This is a genomic window from Massilia sp. 9I (assembly GCF_902506415.1).
Taxonomy (GTDB): domain Bacteria; phylum Pseudomonadota; class Gammaproteobacteria; order Burkholderiales; family Burkholderiaceae_D; genus Telluria.
Window position 1 is genome coordinate 1,035,030 of record NZ_LR733275.1, and the last position, 25,219, is coordinate 1,060,248.

At 66.8% G+C, this 25,219-nt stretch carries 19 protein-coding genes and 1 tRNA gene; 8 read left to right on the plus strand and 12 right to left on the minus strand.

Annotated elements, in window-relative coordinates; genetic code table 11:
* Positions 1 to 12: 12 nt before the first annotated feature.
* Entirely contained in the window at positions 13 to 285 is a 273-nt protein-coding gene (gene rpmA, locus GV068_RS04650) for a 50S ribosomal protein L27 (protein ID WP_027865916.1), read from the minus strand.
* Between the two features lie 43 nt (positions 286 to 328).
* Positions 329 to 640, minus strand: coding sequence for a 50S ribosomal protein L21 (gene rplU / locus GV068_RS04655; protein ID WP_027865917.1), 312 nt, complete (start codon positions 638 to 640; stop codon positions 329 to 331).
* Between the two features lie 281 nt (positions 641 to 921).
* Here rplU and ispB point away from each other — a divergent pair, with 281 nt between their 5' ends.
* The 4 genes from ispB to GV068_RS04675 all read left to right on the plus strand — a co-directional run bounded on the left by ispB (position 922) and on the right by GV068_RS04675 (position 3,860).
* Positions 922 to 1,908: an octaprenyl diphosphate synthase gene (gene ispB, locus GV068_RS04660; protein WP_159696223.1), complete on the plus strand. Its 987-nt coding sequence runs from the start codon at positions 922 to 924 to the stop codon at positions 1,906 to 1,908.
* A 52-nt stretch (positions 1,909 to 1,960) separates the two neighbouring features.
* A tRNA-Pro gene (locus tag GV068_RS04665) sits at positions 1,961 to 2,037 on the plus strand.
* 141 nt (positions 2,038 to 2,178) lie between these two features.
* Positions 2,179 to 3,075, plus strand: a complete 897-nt coding sequence (locus GV068_RS04670) for a hypothetical protein (protein ID WP_159696224.1) — start codon at positions 2,179 to 2,181, stop codon at positions 3,073 to 3,075.
* An 86-nt stretch (positions 3,076 to 3,161) separates the two neighbouring features.
* Positions 3,162 to 3,860 (plus strand): dienelactone hydrolase family protein, encoded by a 699-nt coding sequence (locus GV068_RS04675; protein WP_159696225.1) that lies wholly within the window; start codon positions 3,162 to 3,164, stop codon positions 3,858 to 3,860.
* Here GV068_RS04675 and GV068_RS04680 read toward each other — a convergent pair.
* From GV068_RS04680 to GV068_RS04710, 7 genes are all read right to left on the minus strand, one after another.
* Positions 3,857 to 6,526, minus strand: coding sequence for a nitrate reductase (locus GV068_RS04680; RefSeq protein ID WP_159696226.1), 2,670 nt, complete (start codon positions 6,524 to 6,526; stop codon positions 3,857 to 3,859). The two genes, GV068_RS04675 and GV068_RS04680, sit on opposite strands and share 4 nt — an antisense overlap.
* Positions 6,523 to 7,746, minus strand: a complete 1,224-nt coding sequence (locus GV068_RS04685; protein WP_159696227.1) for an NAD(P)/FAD-dependent oxidoreductase — start codon at positions 7,744 to 7,746, stop codon at positions 6,523 to 6,525. The genes GV068_RS04680 and GV068_RS04685 overlap by 4 nt, the downstream gene beginning before the upstream one ends.
* Positions 7,731 to 8,078, minus strand: a complete 348-nt coding sequence (gene nirD, locus GV068_RS04690) for a nitrite reductase small subunit NirD (protein WP_159696228.1) — start codon at positions 8,076 to 8,078, stop codon at positions 7,731 to 7,733. Before nirD ends, GV068_RS04685 begins: the two co-directional genes overlap by 16 nt.
* A 15-nt stretch (positions 8,079 to 8,093) precedes the next feature.
* Positions 8,094 to 10,628 carry a nitrite reductase large subunit NirB gene (gene nirB, locus GV068_RS04695; protein WP_159696229.1) on the minus strand — a complete coding sequence of 845 codons (2,535 nt, stop codon included), beginning with the start codon at positions 10,626 to 10,628 and terminating at the stop codon, positions 8,094 to 8,096.
* 11 nt (positions 10,629 to 10,639) lie between these two features.
* Positions 10,640 to 11,935 (minus strand): MFS transporter, encoded by a 1,296-nt coding sequence (locus GV068_RS04700; protein ID WP_159704587.1) that lies wholly within the window; start codon positions 11,933 to 11,935, stop codon positions 10,640 to 10,642.
* 267 nt (positions 11,936 to 12,202) lie between these two features.
* Positions 12,203 to 13,366, minus strand: a complete 1,164-nt coding sequence (locus GV068_RS04705) for a CmpA/NrtA family ABC transporter substrate-binding protein (RefSeq protein WP_159696230.1) — start codon at positions 13,364 to 13,366, stop codon at positions 12,203 to 12,205.
* A 28-nt stretch (positions 13,367 to 13,394) separates the two neighbouring features.
* The gene (locus tag GV068_RS04710) at positions 13,395 to 14,036 is read right to left on the minus strand and encodes an ANTAR domain-containing response regulator (protein ID WP_159696231.1); all 642 of its coding nucleotides are present in this window, start codon (positions 14,034 to 14,036) and stop codon (positions 13,395 to 13,397) included.
* 607 nt (positions 14,037 to 14,643) lie between these two features.
* Here GV068_RS04710 and GV068_RS04715 point away from each other — a divergent pair.
* Both GV068_RS04715 and GV068_RS04720 read left to right on the plus strand, forming a co-directional pair.
* Entirely contained in the window at positions 14,644 to 17,016 is a 2,373-nt protein-coding gene (locus GV068_RS04715) for a prolyl oligopeptidase family serine peptidase (RefSeq protein WP_159696232.1), read from the plus strand.
* A 143-nt stretch (positions 17,017 to 17,159) separates the two neighbouring features.
* Positions 17,160 to 19,343, plus strand: coding sequence for a hypothetical protein (locus GV068_RS04720; protein ID WP_229463748.1), 2,184 nt, complete (start codon positions 17,160 to 17,162; stop codon positions 19,341 to 19,343).
* A gap of 9 nt (positions 19,344 to 19,352) precedes the next feature.
* On the opposite strand, the gene GV068_RS04725 is transcribed toward GV068_RS04720, so the two are convergent.
* Positions 19,353 to 20,594 carry a M20/M25/M40 family metallo-hydrolase gene (locus GV068_RS04725; protein ID WP_159696233.1) on the minus strand — a complete coding sequence of 414 codons (1,242 nt, stop codon included), beginning with the start codon at positions 20,592 to 20,594 and terminating at the stop codon, positions 19,353 to 19,355.
* The gene (locus tag GV068_RS04730; RefSeq protein WP_159696234.1) at positions 20,594 to 21,829 is read right to left on the minus strand and encodes a urate hydroxylase PuuD; all 1,236 of its coding nucleotides are present in this window, start codon (positions 21,827 to 21,829) and stop codon (positions 20,594 to 20,596) included. The genes GV068_RS04725 and GV068_RS04730 overlap by 1 nt, the downstream gene beginning before the upstream one ends.
* Before the next feature lie 107 nt (positions 21,830 to 21,936).
* Between GV068_RS04730 and GV068_RS04735 the strand changes: the two genes are divergently transcribed.
* Together GV068_RS04735 and GV068_RS04740 are read left to right on the plus strand one after the other, a co-directional pair.
* Complete coding sequence (locus GV068_RS04735; RefSeq protein ID WP_159696235.1) at positions 21,937 to 22,875, plus strand: LysR substrate-binding domain-containing protein; 939 nt, start codon at positions 21,937 to 21,939, stop codon at positions 22,873 to 22,875.
* Between the two features lie 84 nt (positions 22,876 to 22,959).
* The gene (locus GV068_RS04740; RefSeq protein WP_159696236.1) at positions 22,960 to 24,714 is read left to right on the plus strand and encodes an allantoate amidohydrolase; all 1,755 of its coding nucleotides are present in this window, start codon (positions 22,960 to 22,962) and stop codon (positions 24,712 to 24,714) included.
* A gap of 8 nt (positions 24,715 to 24,722) precedes the next feature.
* Here the strand turns inward: GV068_RS04740 and GV068_RS04745 are convergent, their stop codons facing one another.
* Complete coding sequence (locus tag GV068_RS04745; RefSeq protein ID WP_159696237.1) at positions 24,723 to 25,211, minus strand: MgtC/SapB family protein; 489 nt, start codon at positions 25,209 to 25,211, stop codon at positions 24,723 to 24,725.
* Positions 25,212 to 25,219: the final 8 nt, after the last annotated feature.

The following is a 25,219-nucleotide window of genomic DNA, read 5'->3' on the forward strand; positions in this document are numbered from 1 at the left end:
GCGAGTGCTTAATTAAGCAGCGACTGCTTCGTTAGCAACGACGGTCACGAACTGCTTCGAGCCCACGCCTTGCTTGACGAACTTGACGGTACCGTCGACCAGCGCGAACAGGGTGTGGTCCTTGCCGGTGCCGACGTTGGTGCCAGCGCGCACCGGGGTGCCGCGTTGACGGATGATGATGCCGCCGGCGTTGATCGCCTGGCCGCCGTAGACTTTCACGCCGAGGCGTTTGCTTTCTGAGTCACGGCCGTTGCGGGTAGTACCGCCACCTTTTTTGTGTGCCATTTATTTGCTCCTTGATGAATGAACTTGGTGAATCGAACGGGGATTAGCCGTTGATCGACACCACCTGGATTTCGGTGAAGTTCTGGCGATGGCCCTGACGCTTCTGGTAGTGCTTACGACGGCGCATCTTGAAGATGCGGACCTTGTCGTGGCGACCGTGAGAAACAACTTTCACCAGGACCGAGGCACCTTCGACCAGCGGAGCACCAAACTTGATGCTATCGCCCGCGCCGAGCGCGAGAACTTGATCGATGGTGAGTTCGGAACCAATGTCAGCAGGTATCTGTTCTACTTTGAGTTTTTCGCCAGCGACAACTTTGTATTGCTTGCCACCGGTTTTTATGACCGCGTACATGATTGAAACCTCATCAAATGTTAAAAGAATCCCGCCGGCGTCAGAGACGCTGAGCTGTTCGGATGCCGGGGAACAGGGGATTATACATAACTCGCTGCAGCGCGTCAAAAGGCCTTGACGATTCCTGCCGAGCATGTTGCATGCGTAGCGCTTTGCCAACGTTGCCGTCACATGTGGCTGGACCACCTGCGTCACCGATAAGCCATCAGTGGGACGCCTATCCCTTGCATGACGTATAATCGCGCCTTAACACAATACTCACTGTTTATTGCAGGTTCGCCTTGTCAGCCGCTACCCAACACGCCCAGAACACTATCGCCCAATCGATCGCCACCGACATGGAGGCCGTGAATGCGGTGATCCGACAGCGACTGCAATCGGAAGTAAGCCTGGTCAACCAGATCGCCGAATACATCATCAGCGCGGGCGGCAAGCGGATCCGGCCGGTGCTGGTGCTGCTGCTGGCGAACGCCTACGGATACAAGGGCAGCGACCACCACGAACTGGCGGCGGTGGTCGAATTCATCCACACCGCCACCCTGCTGCATGACGACGTGGTCGACGAATCCTCGATGCGCCGTGGACGCCAGACCGCCAACGCCCTGTTCGGCAATGCCGCCTCGGTGCTGGTGGGCGACTACCTGTATTCGCGCTCGTTCGAGATGATGACCAGCCTCGACAACATGCGCGTGATGAGCATCCTGTCGCGCGCCACCACCGTCATCGCCGAAGGCGAAGTGCTGCAGCTGCTGAACATGCACGATCCGGACGTGACGCACGAGAGCTACCTCACCGTGATCCGCTCGAAGACCGCCAAGCTGTTCGAAGCGGCGGCAGAACTGGGCGCCCTGGTCGGTGGCGCGAACGATGCGCAGATCGCGGCGGCCGGCGAATACGGCCGCTCGCTGGGCACGGCCTTCCAGCTGATCGACGATGTGCTGGACTATGCCGGCGACGCCGCCGAGATCGGCAAGAACCTGGGCGACGACCTGCGCGAAGGCAAACCGACCCTCCCGCTGATCTGGCTGATGGAACATGGCACCTCGGAACAGCGCGAGCTGGTGCGCAGCTGCATCGAGCATGGCGACGAAGCCCAGTTCGAAGCGGTGCTGGCGGCCGTCAGCTCGAGCGGCGCCCTCGCCTACACCCGCCAGCAGGCGGAACAGGCTGCCGAGCGCGCAGCCGAAGCGATCGCCGATTTGCCTGATAGCGAGTACAAGTCGAGCCTGCTCCAGCTCTGCAGTTTCGCTGTTGACAGGAACCATTGAGACAACTATAGTAATGCCTTCCCGAGATTTCGGAAACGTCATCTCAAACCGTCGGGGTGTAGCTTAGCCCGGTAGAGCGCTACGTTCGGGACGTAGAGGCCGGAGGTTCGAATCCTCTCACCCCGACCAAGAATTCAAAAAACAGCGAGCTGCGGCTCGCTGTTTTTTTTTCGTCTGTTCGATTGTTCTGCCGCTTCCCCCATCCATGGTGGGCCACAGGCGCGCGGTAAATGCTTAGTCTCTCGGCTTTCCCATTCTCGCTTGCCTGCCATGAAATACTTGCCCCTGCTCGCACTGCTCGCGTTCGCCAACGCCGGCGCCGCCACCCTGCCCCAATCCGGCCGCCTGACACTCGATGTCAAGATCGACGGTACCGGCCTCACCCGCGGCAACAAGGGCAAGGCGACGTTCAAGACCGCCGAGACCGTTCACCTGGCCTTCACCGTACACCCGGTCGCGGGCCTGGAAGCCATCAACCGCCTGGATGAAGCCGGCACCCAGCAGGCCATTCAGCAGGTGAGCGCCCCGGCACAGGCGCGCATGCCGTCGGAAGCCGACGCGCAGCGCATGGCTGCGCAGATGCAGAAGGAAGCGGCGGCCTGCGGCAGCAACGTCGCCTGCCTGCAGCGCGTCGGCGAAAAGGCCAGCCGCATGACTGCCGCCTGGACCGGCGCCCCGGCCATGCCCCAGCCGCAGGAAGGCCGCTACCTGAACTTCAGCGGCATGGAGCTGGAACGCTGCAACATGGAGTACACGGCGCGCATCGACGACAGCGTGGACGGCAGCATCGACGACGTGCAGGGCCCGGTTCCCTACACCGAACAGAAGAGCGCCGACTACAAGGGTGGCGCACGCGAGGTCCCCTTCCTATGCATGAGCATGGTGACGCTCGATACCAAAACGGACAGCCTGTGGGTGCTCACCCAGTTCCCCTCGCCGATGGGCCAGGTCACGCGCCTGCAAGGGCGCGACCGCCGCACCAGTTCTCCATCGGACGGCATCGCGCTGCAGAAAGACGCGATGGCCTGGGTGTTCGACCAGCTGCGCGGCAAGGTGCAGCGCAGCGGCAGCCGAAAGACCACATTGCGCGTGCCGACCACCCTCATGGGACAGCAGGGCGAACAGACTTTTGAGGTCGACATGCGCTGGAAGTTCGAGACGAAGTAGCGTGCCACGCGATCCGTGCAGTCCCGATATGATGAGCGACCCAGGCTTGCCAGGCCTGACCCTTCCATACTTATCGAAAGGTTGCCATGACCGCACAGATCCAGGTGCAAACCACTGACGGCAGCTTCGTCTGCCACGTCGCGCGCCCCGCCACGCCGGGGCCGCATCCGGTCGTCATCGTTCTGCAGGAAATCTTCGGCGTGAACGCCGGCATCCGCAGCATCGCCGACGACTGGGCCGCCAAGGGCTATATCGCCGTCTGCCCCGACCTGTTCTGGCGCATCGAGCCGGGCGTGTTCCTGTCCGAGGCCAAAGAGGGAGACTGGGAAAAGGCCTTCGCGCTCTACAAGGCCTATGACGTGAATAAGGGCGTCGAGGACATTGCGCTCACGATCAAACAGGCGCGTACGCTGCAGGATGCCAACGGCAAGGTCGGCGTCACCGGCTATTGCCTGGGCGGCTTGATGACCTTCCTGAGCGCCGCCCGCACCGATGCAGACGCCTTCGCCGCCTATTACGGCGGCGGCACCGACCAGCACCTGGACGAGGTGGCGAACATCCGCGCCCCCCTGCTCTACCACCTGGCCGAAGAGGACGAGTTCATCGGCAAGGACGCGCAAGCGAAGATCCGCGCGGCCTTCGCCGGCAAGGACAATATCGAGCTGCACAGCTACGCCGGGCGCAACCACGCTTTTGCGCGCCCGGGCGGCAATCACTACGACGATGCGGACGCCAAGCTGGCAGCAAGCCGCACCGAAGCCTTCTTCGCGCGCACCCTGCGCTAGCGCGCCGCAAGCATCTGGCGGATCTCGGGCAGGCAGGAGCCGCAGTTGCCGCCGGCGCGCACGCAGGCGGTGACGCCGGCGGCGTCCCGCAGGCCGTGATCCGCGATCGCCTTGCAGATCGTGTTGCGGCCGACGCCGAAGCAGGAGCACACGATCGGGCCGGGGTCCGCGCCCAGCAATGGTGCGCGGCCGGCCAGCAAGGTGGCGCGATCCCGTGACGACAGTTCGTCCTGTGCGAACAGGCCGCCCAGCCAGGTGCGCGCCGGCAGGTCCGGGCGGCGCGACAGGAACAGGCAGGCCTGCAGGCGCCCGTCCACCAGCAGCGCGCAGCGCAGCATCCCTTCCGCGCGATCTTCGACCTCGATCCAGTCGGCGTCCTCCGCGGCGCCGAGCAACTCGCGCGCGCGCTCGGGCGACAGCGCATCGCGGCCGCCCAGTTCATAGCGCAGGAAGCCGGCGCCACGCACGCGGGTCCAGTTGGCGATGCGTTCCAGGTCCAGTTCTTCCCGGCTCAGGATGAAGCCGTGCCAGGCCACCCCAAAGGGTTCGACCCGCACCGGCGTGTGCTTGAACTCGGGCTCGCCCGATACCGGGTCCACCACCGGATTGACCACCGCGCCGACCCTCGCGTCGGACGCGGTCTGGCCGTTCCAGTGGATCGGGACAAACGCCGCACCGCGCGCGATGCCGCCGCTGTGCGCGACGCGCGCCACGATCGCGCCCCAGCGGCTGCTGACGCGCGCCAGTTCGCCCTCGCGCACGCCGCTCAGCAAGGCGTCGTGCGGATGCAGGTCGACAAAAGGTTCCGGCGCGTGGCCGGCCAGGCGCGGCGACTTGCCGGTGCGCGTCATGGTGTGCCACTGGTCGCGCAGGCGGCCGGTGTTCAGCGCCAGCGGGAACTCGCTGCTTGGTGCGTGGATGGGCGCACGCGGCGCGGTCGGGATGAAGCGCGCCTTGCCGTCGGCATGGGCGAAGCGGCCGTCGGCGAACAGGCGTGGCGTGCCTGCGCCTGCCGGAGCTACGGGCCATTGCAGCGGCGCCAGGGCATCGTAGGCCGGGCGGTCCATGCCGGCCAGGCCGTCGATCCGGAAGGCCCGTGGCAGCGCGCCCGCTTCGTTGCGCCAGCCGGACAGGCGCGCGTGCTCGTCGAAGATCTGGTGCACGCCGGCGTAGTCGAATCCTTGAAAGCCCATGCGCTGCGCCACCTGGCAGATCGCCTGCCAGTCGCTCCTTGCTTCGCCCGGCGCCGGCAGGAAGCCGCGCTGGCGCGAAATACAGCGTTCGGAATTGGTGACGGTGCCGTCCTTCTCGCCCCAGCCCAGCGCAGGCAGCAGCACGTGTCCCAGCGTGGCGGTGTCGGTATCGCCGCTCATGTCCGACACCACGACCAGCTCGCAGCGCTGCAGCGCGCGCTTGACCTGGTCGGCGTCCGGCAGGCTCACCACCGGGTTGGTCGCCATGATCCACACTGCCTTGACCTTGCCCTCCTCGATGGCGCGGAACAAATCGACCGCTTTCAGGCCCGGCTTGTCCGCGATGCGCGGCGCATCCCAGAAGCCGCGCACGGCCTCGCGGTGCAGCGGCTGCTCGAGCTCGAGGTGGCTGGCCAGCATATTGGCGAGGCCGCCCACTTCGCGACCGCCCATCGCGTTCGGCTGGCCGGTCAGCGAGAACGGCCCCATGCCCGGCTTGCCGATGCGGCCCGTGAGCAGGTGGCAGTTGATGATGCTGTTGACCTTGTCGGTACCGCTCGACGACTGGTTGACGCCCTGCGAGAAGGCGGTGACGACTTTGGTCGTCGCGGCGAACATCTCGTAGAACTCGACCAGCTGGAGCGGATCGACGCCGCAGGTGCGCGCCACGAATTCGATACTGTCGCAGCGGTCCGCTTCCAGCAGCGCCGCCTCCAGGCTGTTCGTGTGCGCCGCGACGAATTCGTCGTCCGCGGCGCCGGTGCGCGCCAGGTAGCTGAGCAGGCCGTTGAACAGCCAGACGTCGGTGCCGGCCTTGAGCGGCAGGTGCAGGTCGGCCAGCTCGCAGGTGGCGGTGCGGCGCGGGTCGATGGCGACGATGCGCATCGCGGGGCGCGCTTCCTTGGCCTTGGCGATGCGCTGGAACAGGGTCGGATGGCACCAGGCCATATTGGCGCCCACCAGCACGACCAGGTCGGCCTCTTCGAAATCCTCGTAGCAGCCCGGTACCAGGTCTTCGCCGAAGGCGCGCTTGTGGCCGGCCACGGCGGAGGACATGCACAGGCGCGAATTGGTGTCGATGTTGGCGCTGCCGACGTAGCCCTTCATGAATTTGTTGGCGACGTAGTAGTCCTCGGTGAGCAGCTGGCCGGAGACGTACATCGCCACCGCATCCGGGCCGTGCTCGGCGATGATCGATGCAAAGCCGGAGGCGACCTTGTCGAGCGCCTCCTCCCAAGTCGTGCTGCGCAGCTGGCCGTTCTCGCGGATACCGGCTGACAGCAGGCGCCCCTCCAGGCCCAGGGTCTCGCCCAGCGCGGAACCCTTGACGCACAGGCGCCCGCGGCTTGCCACGTGCTCTGGATCGCCCTCGATCAGGGCGCCGTCCGCGGTCGGCGTCGCGCGGATGCCGCAGCCGACGCCGCAGTAGGGACAGGTGGTGCGCACGGTGGCGACGATCGGTGCTCCCATCATGCGGCCTCGCACAGGGCCGGACCGAACAGCAGGCGGTCGCGGAAGCTGGACACGTCGGTGCCGCGCTGGATCAGGTCGAAGTACCAGGGGCCGTCCGCCACGTCGCCGTACAGCACCGCGCCGGTCACGCGGCTGCCCGCCAGCACCAGGCGCTTGTAGACGCCGGCGCGGCGGTCGCGCAGCACCAGGTCTTCGCTGCCTTCCACGCCCACGATGTCGCCGGCCGAGTACAGGTCGATCCCCGTCACCTTGAGCTTGGTGGCGGTGGCCTGCTGCACGTAGCGGCGGTGCCCGAGCCCGGCCAGGTGGGCCGCGCAGACGCGCGCCTGGTCCCAGATCGGCGCCACCAGCCCGAAGGTCGCCTTGCGGTGCTGGACGCACTCGCCCACCGCGTACACGCGCGGGTCGTAGCTCTGCAGGGTGTCGTCGACCACGATGGCGCGCTCGACGTGCAGGCCGGCTTCACGCGCCAGCGCGACGTTGGGACGCACGCCGGCAGCCATGACCACCAGATCAGCCTCGGCCTCCGTACCGTCGACGAAGCGCACCGCCTCGACCCTGCTCGCGCCCAGGATTGCTTCGGTCTGGGCGCCCAGCAGGATGCGCAGGCCGCGCCGCTCCAGCGCCGCTTTCAGGAGCAGCGCCGCCTGCGGGTCGAGCTGCTGGTTCATCAGGCTGTCGGTCAGGTGCACGACCGTCACCGCCATGCCACGGCGCAGCAGGCCATTCGCCGCTTCCAGGCCGAGCAGGCCGCCGCCGATCACCACCGCGCTGCCGCCGCGCCTGGCCGCGGCCAGCATGCGGTCGACGTCGTCCAGGTCGCGAAAGCCCACCACGCCGTCCAGCTGGGCGCCGGGCACCGGTACGATGAAAGGGCTGGAGCCGGTCGCCAGCAGCAGCCGGTCGTAGGCCACTTCCAGGCCCGAGCGCGCTCGCACGATGCGGCGCTGGCGGTCGATGGCCACCACCGGGTCGCCCGCGTGAAGCGCAATGTTGTTTTCCACATACCACTCACGCGTGTGCAGCACGATCTCGTCCGCTTCCTTGTCGCCCGCCAGCACCGGCGAGAGCAGGATGCGGTTGTAGTTCACCCGCGGTTCGGCGCCGAACACGGTGATGTCGTACATGCCCGCATCGAGCTTGAGCAGCTCTTCGACGGTGCGCATGCCCGCCATGCCGTTGCCGACCACGACCAGCCGGGGTTTTACGGTGCGATCCATACCTTGCCTCCTTCCAGGCGGGCCGGGTAGCTGGCCACCGAATGCTCGGGCGCTTCCAGGCACTCGCCGCTGTGAAGGTCGAAATGCTGCTTGTAGATGGGCGAAGCGACGACGATGCGCTCGCCGATGCTGCCGACCAGGCCACGCGACAGCACGGCGGCCTGCGCATTGGGGTCGAAGTTATCGATGGCGAATACGCGTGCTTCCTCGCCGCCGATGCGGAACACGGCCACCTGGCGGCCGTTCAGCAAGGCGCAGACGCCGGTGTCCGGCACGATCTCGTCGAGGGCGCAGACGGCGGTCCAGTTTTGCAGTTGCAGGTCTCGGTGCATGGCTAGCTCCTTCCGTTAAGCCGCGCTGGCGGCGATGGGGATGACGCGACCGCGCCGCTCCTCCGGATTGGCCGGGCGGATCTGGCCGCGCTCCGGCACGAACACGACATTGCTGTCGACGGCCTCGCTGTTGACGAAGTGACGGAAGCGGCGCCGCACCTCGGGATTGGTGACGGCTTCCTTCCATTCGCAGGCATAGGTGTCGACCACGTGCTGCATCTGCGCTTCCAGCTCCTGCCCGATGCCCAGCTTGTCCTCGACCACCACCTGCTTCAGGTATTCCAGCCCGCCTTCCAGGTTGTCGCGCCAGACGCTGGTGCGCTGCAGGCGGCCGGCGGTGCGCACATAGAACATCAGGAAGCGGTCGACCAGCTTCACGACGGTTTCATCGTCGATGCCGGATGCGATCAGTTCCGCATGGCGCGGCTTCATGCCGCCGTTGCCGCACACGTACAGGTTCCAGCCCTTCTCGGTGGCGATCAGGCCCACGTCCTTGCCCTGCGCCTCGGCGCACTCGCGGGTGCAGCCGGACACGCCGAACTTGATCTTGTGCGGCGCGCGCAGGCCCTTGTAGCGGTTCTCCAGCGAAATCGCGAAGGCCAGGCTGTCGCCGACGCCATAGCGGCACCAGGTCGAGCCGACACAGGACTTCACCGTGCGCAGCGACTTGCCGTAGGCGTGGCCCGATTCGAAGCCAGCCGCGATCAGCTCTTCCCAGATGTTCGGCAGCTGTTCCAGGCGCGCGCCGAACAGGTCCACGCGCTGGCCGCCGGTGATCTTGGTGTACAGGCCATACTTCTTTGCCACCTGTCCCACCGCGATCAGGCCGTCCGCCGTCACCTCGCCGCCCGGCATGCGCGGCACCACCGAATAGGTGCCGTCCTTCTGGATATTCCCCAGGAAGTAGTCGTTCGAGTCCTGCAGGCTGGCGTGCTCCGGCTTGAGCACGAAGTCGTTCCAGGCGGACGCGAGAATGTTCGCCGCCACCGGCTTGCAGATGTCGCAGCCCAGGCCCTTGCCATGCTTGGCCAGCAGTTCCCCGAAGCTGCGAATGCCCTCCACCCGCACGATGTGATAGAGCTCCTGGCGCGAACAGGCGAAGTGCTCGCACAGGTGGTCGTTCACCGCCACGCCCAGGCGCGCCAGCTCGGCGTTCATCACCTGCGTCATCAGCGGCACGCAGCCGCCGCAGGCGGTGCCGGCTTTCGTACAGCTCTTCAATACGCCGACGGACGAAGCGCCGCCGGCCACCGCCTCGCACAGCGCGCCTTTCGAGACGTCGTTGCAGGAACAGATCTGCGCGCCCGCCGGCAGCGCCGCCACGCCCAGCGCGGGACGCGCCGCCCCTTCCAGCTGCGGCAGGATCAGGCTTTCCGGCGCCGCGGGCAGCTCCAGGCGGTTCAGCATCATCTGCAGCAGTTCGCCATAGGCCGCGGCGTCGCCCACCAGCACCGCGCCCAGCAGGTACTTGCCGCAACTGGAAGTGACGATCTTGCGGTATTCCTGCTTGCGCTCGTCGAGGAACTGGTAGCTGCGGCAGCCCTCGGTTGCACCATGCGCATCGCCGATGCTGGCCACGTCCACGCCCATCAGCTTGAGTTTGGTGCTCATGTCGGCGCCGGCGAAAGCGCCGTCCGCGCCGAGGATATGCCTGGCCGCGGTGCGCGCCATGTCGTAGCCCGGCGCCACCAGGCCGAACAGCTGGCCATTCCAAAGTGCGCATTCGCCGATGGCGTAGATGTGCGGGTCGGACGTGAGGCAGCGCTCGTCGATGACGATACCGCCGCGCTGGCCCAGCGCCAGTCCGCTCGCGCGGGCCAGCTCGTCGCGCGGGCGGATGCCGGCCGAGAACACGATCATGTCGGCCTCCAGGTGGCTGCCGTCGGCGAACTGCATGCGGTGCCTGCCTTCCACGCCATCGATGATCGCCAGCGTGTTCTTCTGCGTGTGCACCTGCACGCCCAGCTCTTCGATCTTGTTGCGCAGGACGCGCGCACCCGGCTCGTCGACCTGCACCGCCATCAGGCGCGGCGCGAACTCGACCACGTGGGTCTGCAGGCCGAGGTCGCGCAGGGCCTTGGCGCATTCCAGGCCGAGCAGGCCGCCGCCCACCACCACACCGGTGCGCGAACGTGCTCCCGCCTCCTGCATGGCCTCGAGGTCCTCGATGGTGCGGTACACGAAGCAGTCCTTGCGGTCCGCGCCCGGCACGGGCGGCACGAAAGGATAGGAACCGGTTGCCAGCACCAGCTTGTCATAGGCCACCAGCTCCCCATCCGCCAGCAGCACCTGGCGCGCGGCGCGGTCGATGCCGCTCACGCGGGCGCCGAGGCGCAGGCACAGCTGCTCGTTCTCGAAGAAGCCGGGCGCCACCAGCGACAGGTCTTGCGCGCTTTTCCCGGCGAAGAATTCGGACAGGTGGACCCGATCGTAGGCCGGACGCGGCTCCTCGCCGAGGATCGTCACCCGCAGGCCAGGGTCGCCGCTGGCAACGAGGGTTTCGACGAATTTGTGGCCCACCATGCCGTGGCCGACGACGACGATATGCATGCTGCTACTCCTTATGCTGCGGTCGCGAGCGGCGCTGCCTCGGCCGCGCTCACGGTGAAACGGGCGGCGATGGCGCACAGGCTCGAGGCCAGCACCAGCGCGCTCAAAATGGTCAAGGTCTGGGCGATGTCGCCGGTGCCCTTCATCAGGAAGCCGGCCAGCACCGCGCCGACGTTGCCGCCCGCGCCGACGATGCCGGCCACGCCGCCCAGCGCCTTCGGGGCCACGAAGGGCACCAGCGCATAGGTGGCGCCGCAGGCCATGTGGGTGAACAAGCCGAAGCACAGCATCGCGATCACCGCATAGACGACGCCATCGGCCTGTGCGAACCACAGCAGGCCCAGGCCCTCGCCGATCATCAGCACGAACAGCACGGTCACGCGGCTGTTCAGGCTTCCGCTGCGCGCGCTGCGGTCCGACAGCCAGCCGCCGAGGGCGCGGGCGAACAGCGCCAGCAGGCCGAAGCTGCCGGCCGCCAGCCCGGCGCTGCCCAGGGACAGGCCGAAGTGGTCCACGTAGTAGACGGCGGCGATGTTGTGGATGAAGATTTCGATGCCGAAGCAAGCGCCGTAGGTGACGAACAAGAGCCAGGCGCGGTGGTTGCGGCAGGCTTCCTTGAAGCTCGCCCAGCCGCCCTTGCCGCCCTGCGGATGGATGCCCTGCGCGCGCAGTTCGTCATAGTTACCGGCCGGGCAGTCCTGGGTATAGCGCCAGTAGAAGAAGGCCATCACGATCATCATCAGGCCCGGCACTACCAGCGCCACGCGCCAGCCAAGGCCCTGCGCGACGCTCAGCATGGTGACTGCGGTGAGCAGCAGCGGCATCAGCGCCTGCGCCGCGCCGCCCCCACTGTTGCCCCAGCCCGCGGCCGCGGCGTTGGCGGTGCCGACCACCTTCGGTCCGAACATCACCGAGGTGTGGTACTGGGTGATGACGAAGCTGGCGCCCACCGCCCCGATCCCGAGGCGGAACAGCAGGAAGCTTTCGTAGCTCTGCGACAGGGCGACGCCGAGCACGGGAATCGCGCCCAGCAGGAGCAGGCCGGTATAGGTCTTGCGCGGGCCAAAGCGGTCGCACAGCGGGCCCACCAACAGGCGCACGAAGATCGTGATGGCGACGGCGGCGATATTGATGTTGGCAACCTGCTCCATCGACAGCCCGAACTCGCCTTTGATCACCGGCATGAGCGGCGCGCAGGCGAACCAGGCGAAGAAGCAGATGAAAAAGGCCACCCAGGTCAGGTGGAAGGCGCGCATCGGCGCCGTGTCGAACGAGAAGAGCTTGATGCTGTCTGCCTTGGTGCCCAATGTATTGGCCATGTTTCTTCCTTTAGAAAACAAAACGGCGTCCGCGCTCCTGCTTCGATAGCAGGCAGCTGCGGACGCCGTTGTCCTTGGTTGCCGGTCCCTCGTTAGACCGGCGAAGAAATGAAGAGGATCGCCATTGATCCTGTACTCCAGTATGAGCAAGAGCTGTGCCACATTGCCTCCAGAGGGAAGCTCCGGACTCGCTCACCACGCTCCGCTACATTGCGGTGCAACATGCCCGCAAATGATGCGCAGCAGCGCACCGCTTCAGGCCACGGTTGCAGATGAAGCGGCATAGGCGACCGGGTCGCTGCCGTCCCACACGCGGCCATCGATCAGGGTCGAGCTGCGCATGACGTCCTTCGGGACGGCCACGCCGGCAAGCGCAGCGCCGTCCGCATACAGGTCGATCCGGTTCACCTCGCGCGCAATCGATGCGTAGGCTGGATTGCTGCGCAACAGGCCCCAGCGGCGCTGCTGGGTCAGGAACCACATGCCGTCCGACAGCCAGGGGAAGCTGGCCTCCCCGTCGGCGAAGAAGCGCAGGCCGTTGTGGCCGCGCCAGGCCGCGTCGCCGTTCGGGCGGCCCGCCAGGCAGTACTGCAGCACATCCTTTCCCGCACTGACGTAGCCGGGACTGGCCAGCACTTCGGCCGCCGCTTCGCGGTTGGTGCGCGAGGCATCCAGCCAGCGCGCCGCTTCGAGCAGGGCCGCGATCATCGCGCGGCAGGTGTGCGGATTGGCCGCTGCGAATTCGGCGCTGGTGCCCAGCACCTTGCCCGGATGGTCCGGCCAGATCTCCTCGCTCGACACGGCCAAGGCGCCCACACCTTCGCGCACGGCGCGCTGGCCCCAGGGTTCGCCCGCACAGAAACCGTCCATGTGGCCGGCTTCCAGGCTGGCCGCCATCTGCCCCGGCGGCACCGTCACCACCTTGCAGTCCTCGAAGGGATCGATGCCGGCCGCGGCCAGCCAGTAGTACAGGAACATCGCATGGTTCCCGGTCGGGAAGGTATGCCCGAAGGTCGGCCGCAGCTGCTCCGCGCGCAGCAGCCGCGCCAGCGCGGCCCCGTTCGGCGCCCGTGCGGCCAGGGCGCGCGACAGCGTGATGCCCTGGCCGTTCTGGTTCAGGTTCATCAGGACGGCCATCTGGCGCGCGCGCGTGCCGATCCCCATCTGCAGGCCGTACAGCAGGCCATACAGGACGTGCGCGGCGTCGATGTCGCCGCCCACCAGGCGGTCGCGCATGCCGGTCCAGGACAGCTCGCGGCTGAGTTCGAATTTGATGCCGTACTTCTCGTCGAAGCCGAGCACCGACGCCATCACCAGCGGCGCGCAATCGGCCAGCGGCATGAAGCCGATCCGCACGCTCGTCATTTCCGGTTTGTCGGAGCCGGCGATCCAGGCGCCGGGTGTCGCAATGCCTGCCATAGTCTTCCTGTTCGATTCAGCCCGGCCCTTAGCCGAGCAGGTCTTCCACATCGATCAGCCGCTGCGCGATCTCCGCCAGCTTCATGTTCTTGTTCATGGCCATGCTGCGCAGGCGCTGGTAGGCCTGGTCTTCGGTGAGCCGGTAGCGCGTCATCAGGAGCCCCTTGGCGCGGTCGACCAGCTTGCGCTCGGCCAGCTTCTGGCGCGTACCCTGCAGCTCGTCGAGCAGCCGCTGTTCGCGCCGGAAGCGCGCCAGCGCCACGTCCAGCACCGACTTGACGCGTTCGGCCTGCAACCCGGCCACGATGTAGGCCGAGACGCCCGCTTCCAGCGCGGCGTCCATGCTGGCCGGCGCGTCGTCTTCGGTGAACAGCACGATCGGCCGGCGCGCGTCGCGGGTGGCGATCACGATATGTTCGAGGACGTCGCGCGCGTCGGACTCGCTGTCGACGATGATCATGTCCGGCTGCAGCTGGGCGATGCGCTCGGGCAGGAACACGTCGGCGGGCAGCGAGGCGACCAGGTCGTAGCCGGATTCGAGCAGCCCGATGCGCAGCGCGGCGCTACGGCGCGCCTGTTCGGCCAGCGCCGCGTCGCGTTCCGCACCTGGGGCGGCGGGATTGACGACGACGATGCGCAGATGGGGTGATTCACAGCCTGGGGATGTCATGCCGGGATGGTATGCAAGAAGCGAACCACCCGCTCAATCATTCACAGTGGCAACAATGAGACATTCGCGCCGTAAATATCAGCCGTCGGGTTCCTTCGACAATTATTCATGCAACGCATCGCTGGGATCACGAATCTAAAGTTTATTTATGGCTGAGACCTCCTTATACTGCAACGCAACATCGCAGTGCTTACAGGAGATTCCACCATGGCCACCACCCGCCGCTTCTTTGCCAACGCTGTCGCCGCAGTGCGCAGCTTCTCGATCGAACTCTACGCCGCACACGGCGGCTGGGCACCGGTCGTCCGAGGCTGAGCATGACCGCACTCGAAACCGTTCTCATCGTCTGCGCCCTCGCCGGCCTGGTGCTTCGCCTGGCCCTGTTCCTGCGTCCTTCGCGGGAACCGCGCGAGGCTGCGTAACGCGCTGCGACGCAACAGCTGTATTGATCCGATGGCGCCGGCTGTACGTATGTACGTACGCCGGCGCTTTCTTTTTTAGCAGGCTCGTTCTCCACATGCCCCGCAGCGTGAAATGCTGAGCTAGAATGCAAATCGCATTTTCTGGCAAGAAAGCTAATTCCCTTTCACTCAGCACTGAGAACACGATGCGCATACCAGCACTCACGATCTTCGCGGCACAACTTGCATTTGTTGCGCTGCCGGCGGCGGCCTCCACGCCCATCACCCTCGACCAGGCCATGTCCCACCCCGACTGGATCGGCACCCCGGTGGAAACCGCGTGGTTCAGCTGGGACAGCAAGCAGGTGTTCTACAAGCAGAAGCGCACCGGTTCGCCGATCCGCGACACCTGGCAGGTCGCGCAGGGCGCCAAGCCGAAGCTCGTGAGCGACCTCGAGGCCGCAAAGATCGACGGCGACGAGGTGGTCTACAACCCGGGCCAGACCCGCGCCCTGATGCTGCGGAACGGCGATCTGTTCGAGCGCGACCTGAGAAGCGGCGCGCTGGTGCAGATCACGCGCGGCGCCAGCAGGGTCGAGTCGCCCCAGTATGCGAGCGACGAGCGCAGCGTCCAGTACCGCATCGGCACCGACTGGTACAGCTGGGAACGCGCCAGCCGCGTGGTCGGCCCGGTCGCGCTGCCGCGCGCCGCCAAGGATCCGGCCGTGAACGAAGACGACCCGCTGCGCGACCAGCAGCTGCGCCTGATCGCCACGCTCAAGCGCCAGAAGGACGAGCGCGACGCGCTGCGCGAGCGCATGAACGAACAGCGCCGCGTCGATCCCACCCTGCCCCCGGCGCCGATCTACCTGGGCGACAAGGTCGCGATCGAAGGCAGCGTGCTTTCGCCCGACGGCCGCTGGCTGATCGTCGTCACCGCACCGAAGGGCAGCGAGAAGGGCCGCGTCGGCAAGCTGCCGCGCTACGTGACCGAATCGGGCTACGAAGAATTCGACGACCAGCGCACCCGCGTCGGCCGCAACATGCCGGCGCCGCATGCACTGAAGCTGGTCGACCTGCGCACCAACAAGGTGCAGGACCTGTCCTTCGACGTCCTCCCCGGCGTCAACGTCGACCCGATGGCCGACCTGCGCGCCGCCGCCAAGAAGGACCCGCTGAAGGGCAACCGCGCGGTGCGCGTGTTCGGATTCGGCGGCGGCGACGCCATCGAATGGAGCGCCAACGGCGCCAACGTTGCCGTCATGCTGCGCGCGGTGGACAACAAGGACCGCTGGATCGCCACCGTCGACCTGCAGGGCGCCAAGCTGAAGCCGCTCCACCGCGTGAGCGACAAGGCCTGGGTCAACGTCGACAACAGCGAATTCGGCTGGCTGCCGGATAACCGTACCCTCTGGTACCTGTCGGAAGAAAGCGGCTACTCGCACCTGTACACCCAGCCGGCTGAAGGCGGCGCCCAGCGCGCCCTCACCTCGGGCAAATGGGAAGCCTCGGATGTGCGCTGGTCGCATGACGGCAGCGTGGCCTACATGATGTGCAACCGCGCCACGCCGGGCGACTACGAAGTCTGCGCCGTGAACGCCAAGGGCGGCGAGGTCCGCGAAGTGACCAGCCTGGACGGCGTCGAGCGCTTCACCCTGTCGCCGGACGAGAAGAAGCTGCTGGTCCATTGGTCCGCCAGCTATACCCCGGTGCAGATCGCCACGGTGCCGGTCAGCGGCGGCGCGGCCGTCAAGCTGACCGACACCCGCACCGCCGAGTACAAGGCGCGCCAGTGGGTCGAGCCGCAGTACGTGGCGGTGCCGTCGAGCGCCGGCGGCGATCCGGTCTGGGCCAAGCTGTACCGCCCGGCCCAGCTCGAGCCGGGCAAGAAGTATCCGGTCGTGATGTTCGTGCACGGCGCCGGCTACCTGCAGAACGTCAGCAAGCGCTATCCGAACTACTTCCGCGAGCAGATGTTCCACAACCTGCTGGTGCAGAAGGGCTATGTGGTACTCGACATGGACTACCGCGCCTCCAAGGGCTACGGCAGCGCATGGCGCACCGCGATCTACCGCCAGATGGGCCACCCGGAACTGGTCGACTACATCGACGGCGTGAACTACATGGTGGCGAACCACCAGGCCGACGCGAAGAACGTGGGCGTCTACGGCGGCAGCTACGGCGGCTTCATGACCTTCATGGCCCTGATGCGCGCACCGGAGACCTTCAAGTCGGGCGCGGCCCTGCGTCCGGTGACCGACTGGGTGACCTACAACCACGGCTACACCGCCAACATCCTGAACACCCCGGACATCGATCCCGAGGCCTACCGCATCTCGTCGCCGATCGAATACGCCGACAAGCTGCAGGGTAACCTCCTGATCGCCCACGGCATGGTCGACGACAACGTGTTCTACCAGGACTCGGTGCGCATGGCGCAGCGCCTGATCGAACTGAAGAAGGACAACTGGGAGCTGGCCAGCTATCCGCTGGAACGCCACGCCTACGTGCAGCCGGAAGCCTGGTACGACCAGTACCGCCGCATCTACCAGCTGTTCGAGCGCACGCTCAAGCAGTAAGCCTGCCGTATCCCCGACGGCGCCTGCGCGGCGCCGTTCCCAAGGCGCCCGCGTGGCGCCTTTTTGTTAGACAGCGAACACGGCGACCCGGCACGCGCCGGTAACATGGGCCGGCCATCGCCCAGAACTTCCCGGAGCCGTCCATGCACGTTCGCCCTCTCCTTGCCTTCGCCTCCCTCGCCCTGTGTGGCGTTTCTCAAGCCGCACCCCAGGCCACGGGCCTGCCGGCTGGCGGCGGCCTCGATGCACGCAAGGTGGTGGAATCGCGCTACGGCGCCATGTCGGTGGCCGGCACGACCCAGCGTATCGAGGGCGCACTGGCCACGGTCATGATCGACAACAGCGCCGGCGGCCCGGCAGGCGAATCGGTGCCGGTAACGTTCGGCCAGGTGTTCGCACCCGGCGTGCTGGCGCGCGACAAGAAGCTGCAAGGCGCTACTGCCAACGGCGCGACGCTGCCGCTGCAGGTGGACGTCAAGGCCCTGCATCCGGACGGGTCGGTGCGGAACGCAGTCGTATCAAGCGTGGTGCCGCGGCCCGAGAAAGGCAAACCCTTCGCGCTCGGCATCGTCGAGAAACCGTCCTCGCTGCTGGGCAGCATCGGCGACGCCCTCGGCGGCGCGGCCAGCGCCCTGCCCGACCTGGCCGCCATTGGCACCGGCGCCTCGGTCAGCCTCACGCTCGACGGCAAGCGCTATACGGCCACCCTCGACCGCCGCACCGCCCTGCGTCCCGCCACCTGGCTGGCTGGCCCGGTGGCCAACGAATGGCATGTCGAGGCGCCGCTGCGTACCGCGGCCGGCGAGACCCATCCACACCTGAACGTGCGCTTCGCGCTGCGCAGCTACAGCGGCATGCCCCGCGCGCGGGTCGACGTCACCGTGGAAAACAACTGGACTTACGAACCGGCGCCGCGCAACTTCACCTACGACGCCGAGATCACATTGAATGGCGCGCCGGTCTACACCCGGGCCGCGCTGACGCATTACCACCATGCACGCTGGCGCAAGCTGTTCTGGGCCGGGGGCGATCCGGGCGTCGAGGTGCGCGCCAACATGCAGGACCTGATCGCCAGCCGCGCGGTACCGAACTACGACCCCTCGGTGCTGGTGGCCGAATCCACGCTGGCAGCGCTGGACGCACGCTGGCAGGGCCCGCGTACTGAACCGATGGGCACGGGCGAAGCCCATCCCGCCATGCCGACCACCGGCGGGCGCGCCGACATCGGCCTGCTCCCGGCCTGGACCGCGATGTACATCCTGAGCAGCGACACCCGCGCGAGGAAAGTCATGCTCGGCACCGCCGACCTGGCGGGCAGCTACTCGGCCCATTACCGCGACAAGCGCACCGGGCGTCCGGTCAGCCTGCTCGACTATCCCTACATGACCCTGACGGGTACGCCGGGCGACACCTACAACCCGGCGACCGGGAAGCAGGAGCTGTTCCCGGCCTGCGCCGCGCCGGACGCCTGCCGCTCGCCGAACATCGACGATGTCTCGCACCAGCCGTCACTCGCCTACGTGCCCTACCTGCTCACGGGCGACTATTACTACCTGGAGGAGCTGCAGTTCTGGGCGATGTACAACGTGTTCAATTCGAACCCCGGCTACCGCCAGAACCGCAAGGGACTGATGTCGCCGGAACAGGTGCGCGGCCAGGCCTGGGCCCTGCGCACGCTCGCTCACGCGGCCTGGATCACACCGGACAGCCATCCGCTCAAGCAGCACTTCCTGCAGATCCTGGACAGTAACCTCGACTGGTACAACGCCACCTATCCGCACAACCCGCAGGCCAACCGGCTGCACATCATCGTCAACGGCTACGCACTCGGCTACAACGAGGGCACCGGCATGGCGCCCTGGATGGACGACTTCTTCACCTCGGCCATGGGGCACATCGCGGAACTCGGCTTCGCCAAGGCCGAGCCGATACTGGCATGGAAGGCAAACTTCCCGGTCGAGCGCATGGGCGGCACCGGCGTCTGCTGGATCGATGCCGGGATCTATACCATGAAGGTGCGCGACAGCGCTGCCGCCCCGTTCTACGACACCATCGCCCAGGCCTATGCCGCCAGCCACAAGCCGGAGTTCCTGACCCTGCCCTGCGCCGGCCCCGAGATGGCGGCGGCCCTCGGCCTGGCGGTGGGCGAGATGACGGGCTACGCCCGCAGCGAAGTCGGCTACCCCTCGGCCATGCAGCCGGCCCTGGCGTATGCCGTCGGAGCCACCGGCGAGCGCGGGCGCAGCGCGTGGGAGCGCTTCATGGCGCGCCCGGTCAAGCCGGATTACGGCACCATGGGACCCCAGTTCGCGATCGTACCGCGCTGAGGCGCCGGCTCAGGCCTGCGCGCCCAGGAAGTCGAGCAACGTCAGCGCCACCACCTTGGTGGCCTTGCGCAGATCCTCCAGCACCAGGCGCTCGTCCGCCTTCTTGGCGTTCGATTCGGGCACTGTGCGCGGGCCGGCGCCGTACAGCACCGCCGGGATGCCGCGCTCGCCGTACAGGCGCGCGTCGGCATACAGCGGCGTGCCCTGGGCCGTGATCTCCTCGCCCAGGATGGCGCGGCCATGGCGCTGCAGGCTGGCCACCAGCTTCTCGGAACCGGGCAGCGGGCGCAATGCATGCGACAGCAGCAGGCGCCGGATCTCGAGACGGATGCCGGGCATGCCGGCCACTGCGTCTTCGATCAGGGCGCGCACCTGCGCTTCCACCGCCACCGGGTCTTCTTCCGGAATCATGCGACGGTCCATCTTCATGACCACCTTGCCCGGCACCACATTGGTATTGGTGCCGCCGTCGATACGCCCGACCAGCATGGTGGGCGAATCGATGCCCGGGACCTGCGACTTGATCTTCTTGAGTTCCGGCAGCTGGCCGTAGATCGCGTTCAGGATGCGCGTGGCGGCCTGCAGCGCATCGACCGCCGTCTCCGGCATGGCGCCGTGGCCGGCCTTGCCGTGCACCGTGATTTCCAGCTGCAGGCAGGCGTTGTGGGCGGTGACGATGTTGTAGCTGAAGCCGGCCGCGATCACGTAGTCCGGACGCGTGAGCTCCTGCGCCAGCAGCCAGCCGGGGCCGAGCAGGCCGCCGAATTCCTCGTCGTAGGTGAAGTGCAGCTCGAGCGCGCCCTTGAGCGGCACGCCCAGGGCTTCCAGCGCACGCACGGCGAACACGTAGGTGGCGAAGTCGCTTTTGGAGACCGCCGCGGCGCGGCCGTAGATGGCGCCATCAATGATCTCGGCGCCGTAGGGCGACTTGCTCCAGCCTTCGCCCGGCGGCACCACGTCGCCGTGCGCGTTCAGGGCCAGGGTCGGGCCGCCGGCGCCATACGGACGGCGCACGATCAGGTTGGTGATGCTTTCCATGCCGTAGTCGCGTACGTCCTGCTCCGGCACCGCGTGCTTCTCGGCGGTCCAGCCGTACTGCGCCAGCATGGCGGCCACGGCTTCCGCATGGGGTGCATTGTTCCCCGGCGGAGTATCGGTCGGGATGCGGATCACCTGCTGCAGGAAGCCCACTTGCTCGTCGAAGTGCGCGTCGATCCATTGCAGGAGCTGTTGCTGTCGTTGGTCGTCCATTACTTGCTTCCTGTTTTTGCGCCGGCTTCGAACCAGGCGCCGACCTGGGCCCGTTCGGCATCGGTCATGTGGGTGAGGTTCGCCAGCGGCATCGCTTTGAGCTGCACCGTCTGCTGGTAGATGCGCTGCGCGTTCTGGCTCACGAGTTCGGGGGTGTGCAGCATCACGCCGGCGGGCGCTGTCGCAAAGCCCGGCTGGGTCGGCTGCGCCGCATGGCAGGCGACGCAGCGCTGGTCGATGATGGTGCGGACTTGGGCGAAGCGCGCCGCCTCGTCCTGCCCTGCCGCGGCCTGACTTGCGACCGGCGCCTTCGGCGCGATCGCGAAGGCCAGCAGCGCCAGCAGCGCCACGCCGGCCGCCGGATACTTCCATTCGACCCGGCCCTTGTGGCGCAGGTTGAAGAAGTGGCGGATCAGGACGCCCGCCGCCATGATCACGCCCAGCACCGCCCAGGAATATTCGTGGCGATAGGTCATCGCGTAGTGGTTGCTGATCATGATGAACAGCACCGGCAGCGTGAAGTAGTTGTTGTGGACGCTGCGCTGCTTGGCCTTGATGCCGTGGATGGGGTCGGGCTTTTCGCCGGCCAGCATGGCATTGACCATCTTGCGCTGCCCCGGAATGATCAGCATCGCCACGTTCGCCACCATCATGGTGCCGATCATCGCGCCCACGTGCAGGTAGGCCGCGCGGCCGCTGAGCAGGTGGGTCAGCACATAACTGCTCGCGACCAGGAAGGCGAAGATCGTGATGCCGAAGGCGAGATCGTGCTTGCCCAGCGGCGAACGGCACAGGAGGTCGTAGACGATCCAGCCGACGACAAGGCTGGCCAGGCCGATGCCCACCGCCTGCCAGCTCGAGAGGTCGGCCACGCTGCGGTCGACCATCATCGCCTGGGCATTCAGGTAGTAGACGATGACCAGCAGTGCGAAGCCGGACAGCCAGGTGGAATAGGCTTCCCACTTGAACCAGTGGAGTTCTTTAGGCAGTTCGGCCGGCGCCACCAGGTACTTCTGCGGGTTGTAGAAGCCGCCGCCGTGCACTGCCCACAGTTCGCCGGAGACGCCCTTCTTCGCCAGCTCGGAGCCGGGCGCTGGCGGGCGAATCGTGTTGTCGAGCCAGACGAAGTAGAAGGACGCACCGATCCAGGCGATGCCCGTGATGATGTGCAGCCAGCGCACCAGCATGTTGAACCATTCCAGGGCATACGGGCCCAGGTATCCGAATACGTCCATGTGGGGCTTCCTAGATTGAATATCCCTCGACGATAGCCTGATTTCATTTTCTGCAACATGAAATTTAGCGTATATTCGACATATCTGTATTGATATACGCGCGACCCATGGCCAGCCTGCCCCAGCACCTCGACCTGCACCTGATCCGCATCCTCTACCTGCTGCTGCAGGAGAAGAACGTCTCGCGCGTCGCGCTCAAGCTGAACCAGCCGCAGCCTTCGATCTCGGCTTCGCTGCGTAAACTTCGCGAGCTGACCGGCGATCCACTGCTGGTGCGTGGCGCGCGCGGCATGGTGCCGACCCAGCATGGCGAGAGCCTGCTCAAGCCGGCCAAGCGCATCCTCGACGAAACCGAGAGCCTGTTCGTGCGCAAGTCGCCCTTCGTGCCGGAGGAAGCCACGCGCACCTTCCACATCGCTGCGCCCGACTACCTCGACACCCAGTTCCTGCCGGGTGTCGTCGCCGCCCTGCGCCGCGGTTCGCCCAACAGCAAGGTGGTGATCCACAGCCTGGGGCCGGGCCTGGACTACCTGCGCATGCTGTCCGACGGCGAGATGGACCTGGTGATCGCCAACTGGGACGAGCCGCCAGCGCACCTGCACATGTCGAAGCTGTTCGAGGATCCGATCATCTGCACCATGCGCGCCGACAGCCCGTATGCCCGGCGCACGGCAGCCGATGCGATGACGGTCGAGGATTACCTGTCGCTGCCGCACGTGGCGCCCTCGCAGATGCTGCCCGGCTACCACGGCGTGATCGACGCCCACCTCGACCGCCTGGGGCTGCAGCGCAAGGTGGCCGTCGAGTCGCCCTACTTCGGCGTGATCCCCTACATGCTGACCCAGAGCGACCTGGTCCTGACTACCGGGCGCCAGTTCATCCGCTTCTACGAGCGCACGCTGCCGCTCAAGAGCTTCACGGTGCCGGTCAAGTTCCCGCCAATGCGCTTCTACCAGTTGTGGCACCAGCGCGTGCACCAGTCGACGGAGCACAAGTGGCTGCGCGACCAGATCAGCGCGGCGGCGCGGGCGCTGGTGGCCAAATAGCGCATACCGCCTATGCGGCCGCGCGTATAAGCTGGGGGCCTTGCAGGATTTATCATCATTGACTCGAATGAGGCGATGCACACCATGACTACCCTGTCGGACCTGAACACTTGCGACCCCGGCGCCTTCGTGGCGGCGCTGCGCGGCATCTATGAACACTCCCCGTGGATCGCGGAGCGGGCAGCAGGCATGCGCCCCTTCGCCAGCGTCGCCGCCCTCAAGCAGGCCTTGCAGGCGGCCGTCACGCAGGCCAGCGAGAATGAACAGCTGGCGCTGCTGCGCGCCCACCCCGAACTGGCCGGCAAGGCGGCGATCGCGGGCGAGTTAACGGCGGAATCGACCGGCGAGCAGGCCGCATCGGGCCTGAACCTGTGCAGTCCGGAAGAGTATGCGGTGCTGCACGAACTGAACGCGCAGTACATCGAGAAGTTCGGCTTCCCCTTTATCCTCGCGGTAAAGGGCCCGACGGGCCGCGGCCTGACGCGCGCCGCCATCATCGCCACCTTCTCGCGGCGTTTGAAGAACGCGCGCGCTACCGAGATGGCCGAATGCTTGCGCCAGGTGCACCGCATCGCCGAGATCCGCCTGAACGAGCTGCTCGGCGTGCAGCTGCGTTTTGGTCCACAGGTGATGGCCTGGGCCGAGGAGCTCGGCGCCATCAGCGACAGCGAGGACGGGCTGACCTGCGCCTACATGACCCCTGGCCACCAGCGCACCGCCAGCCAGCTGCGCGACTGGATGCGTGAGGCCGGCATGGAGGCGCACATCGACGCCATCGGTAACGTGGTCGGGCGCTACGCCGCCTCCCGGCCGGACGCGCAGACGCTGCTCACCGGCTCGCACTACGACACCGTGCGCAACGGCGGCAAGTACGACGGCCGGCTCGGCATCCTGCTGCCGATCGCCCTGGTGCGCCACCTGCACGAACGCGGCGAGCGCCTGCCCTTCCACCTGGAAGTCATCGGCTTCGCGGAAGAGGAAGGCGTGCGCTTTCGCAGCACCTTCCTGGGCAGCAGCGCCATCACCGGCCGCTTCGATCCGGCTTTGCTGGAACAGCGGGACAGCGAAGACATCAGCATGCGCGACGCCCTGGTCGCTGCCGGCCACGATCCGGCGGCCATCAAAACGATCGCGCGCGATCCGGCGAGCCTGCTCGGCTTCGTCGAAGTCCACATCGAACAAGGCCCGGTGTTGCTGGAGCGCGGCCTGCCGGTCGGCGTGGTGACCGCGATCGCGGGCAGCTCGCGCTACCTGGTGGAGCTCTCGGGCGTGGCCAGCCACGCCGGCACCACGCCGATGGGCATGCGGCGCGACGCCGCGGCGGCAGCCGCCGAAATCGTGCTGCTGGTCGAACAGCGCTGCAGCGGACGCGGCTCGCTGGTCGGCACCGTCGGCCAGCTCGAGGTGCCGTCCGGATCGGTCAACGTGATCCCCGGCCAGTGCCGCCTGTCGCTCGATATCCGCGCGGCCAGCGACGAGGAACGCCTGGCGGCGGTGGACGATATCCTGGCCGGCATCAGTGCAATCTGCGCGCGGCGCGGGATCGAGGAAAAGCTGTGGAAGCTAGTGGAGGCGGATGCGGCTCCTTGTGCGCCGCATCTGATGGACCGCCTCGGTGCAGCCATCATTGCTGCCGGCTTGCCGCGCTTCGACCTGCTGTCCGGCGCTGGCCACGATGCCATGGAGATGGCCAGGATTACCGAGGTGGCGATGCTGTTCACCCGCTGCGGCAACGGCGGCATCAGCCACAATCCGCTGGAGACGATGACCGCGGACGATGCCGAGATCGCGGGCGAGGTGCTGCTCGACTTTCTACGCGCGCCGGTCCCTGCAGCGTAAGCGGTCGCTCACTCCCGGACCTTCTCCTTTTCCTTGGGCGTGATCCGCAGGATCGCCAGGATCACCAATGCGAACAGCGCGCTGAGCACCGCGGTCGCTTCGCGTCCCATGCCGGCGGCAATGCCGATGGCCGCGGTCAACCACACGCTGGCGGCCGTGGTGACGCCCTTGACGTCGTCTTTCTGGTGGTGCTTGAGGATGGCGCCGGCGCCGATGAAGCCGATGCCGGCGGTGACGCCCTGCAGCACGCGCGAGACGTCGCCGATTTCCATCCCCGCCTGCAGCGGGATCAGCACGAACAGGGCCGAGCCGAGCGAAACCAGCATGTGGGTGCGCAGGCCGGCGGAGGCGCCAACCGACTCGCGCTCATAGCCGAGCAGGCCGCCGAGGATGACCGCGACCAGGAGGCGCAGCACGATGCGCGTGATGTCCTCCACATTGCCGAGGTCGGAAAATTCAAGCAGTATCGTGCGCCAGCTGCGCTCCAGCCAATCCATTCAGCATC

Excerpts from the sequence above, each read along its gene's own strand:
- nirB (WP_159696229.1), bottom strand. The coding sequence starts at position 10,628 with ATGCATATCGTCGTCGTCGGCCACGGCATGGTGGGCCACAAATTCGTC.
- nirD (WP_159696228.1), bottom strand. The coding sequence starts at position 8,078 with ATGCACCGAGACCTGCAACTGCAAAACTGGACCGCCGTCTGCGCCCTC.
- GV068_RS04670 (WP_159696224.1), top strand. The coding sequence starts at position 2,179 with ATGAAATACTTGCCCCTGCTCGCACTGCTCGCGTTCGCCAACGCCGGC.
- GV068_RS04735 (WP_159696235.1), top strand. The coding sequence starts at position 21,937 with ATGGCCAGCCTGCCCCAGCACCTCGACCTGCACCTGATCCGCATCCTC.
- GV068_RS04675 (WP_159696225.1), top strand. The coding sequence starts at position 3,162 with ATGACCGCACAGATCCAGGTGCAAACCACTGACGGCAGCTTCGTCTGC.
- GV068_RS04720 (WP_229463748.1), top strand. The coding sequence starts at position 17,160 with ATGCACGTTCGCCCTCTCCTTGCCTTCGCCTCCCTCGCCCTGTGTGGC.
- GV068_RS04730 (WP_159696234.1), bottom strand. The coding sequence starts at position 21,829 with ATGGACGTATTCGGATACCTGGGCCCGTATGCCCTGGAATGGTTCAAC.
- GV068_RS04745 (WP_159696237.1), bottom strand. The coding sequence starts at position 25,211 with ATGGATTGGCTGGAGCGCAGCTGGCGCACGATACTGCTTGAATTTTCC.
- rplU (WP_027865917.1), bottom strand. The coding sequence starts at position 640 with ATGTACGCGGTCATAAAAACCGGTGGCAAGCAATACAAAGTTGTCGCT.
- GV068_RS04715 (WP_159696232.1), top strand. The coding sequence starts at position 14,644 with ATGCGCATACCAGCACTCACGATCTTCGCGGCACAACTTGCATTTGTT.
- GV068_RS04710 (WP_159696231.1), bottom strand. The coding sequence starts at position 14,036 with ATGACATCCCCAGGCTGTGAATCACCCCATCTGCGCATCGTCGTCGTC.
- GV068_RS04685 (WP_159696227.1), bottom strand. The coding sequence starts at position 7,746 with ATGGATCGCACCGTAAAACCCCGGCTGGTCGTGGTCGGCAACGGCATG.
- GV068_RS04705 (WP_159696230.1), bottom strand. The coding sequence starts at position 13,366 with ATGGCAGGCATTGCGACACCCGGCGCCTGGATCGCCGGCTCCGACAAA.
- rpmA (WP_027865916.1), bottom strand. The coding sequence starts at position 285 with ATGGCACACAAAAAAGGTGGCGGTACTACCCGCAACGGCCGTGACTCA.
- GV068_RS04680 (WP_159696226.1), bottom strand. The coding sequence starts at position 6,526 with ATGATGGGAGCACCGATCGTCGCCACCGTGCGCACCACCTGTCCCTAC.
- GV068_RS04725 (WP_159696233.1), bottom strand. The coding sequence starts at position 20,594 with ATGGACGACCAACGACAGCAACAGCTCCTGCAATGGATCGACGCGCAC.
- GV068_RS04740 (WP_159696236.1), top strand. The coding sequence starts at position 22,960 with ATGACTACCCTGTCGGACCTGAACACTTGCGACCCCGGCGCCTTCGTG.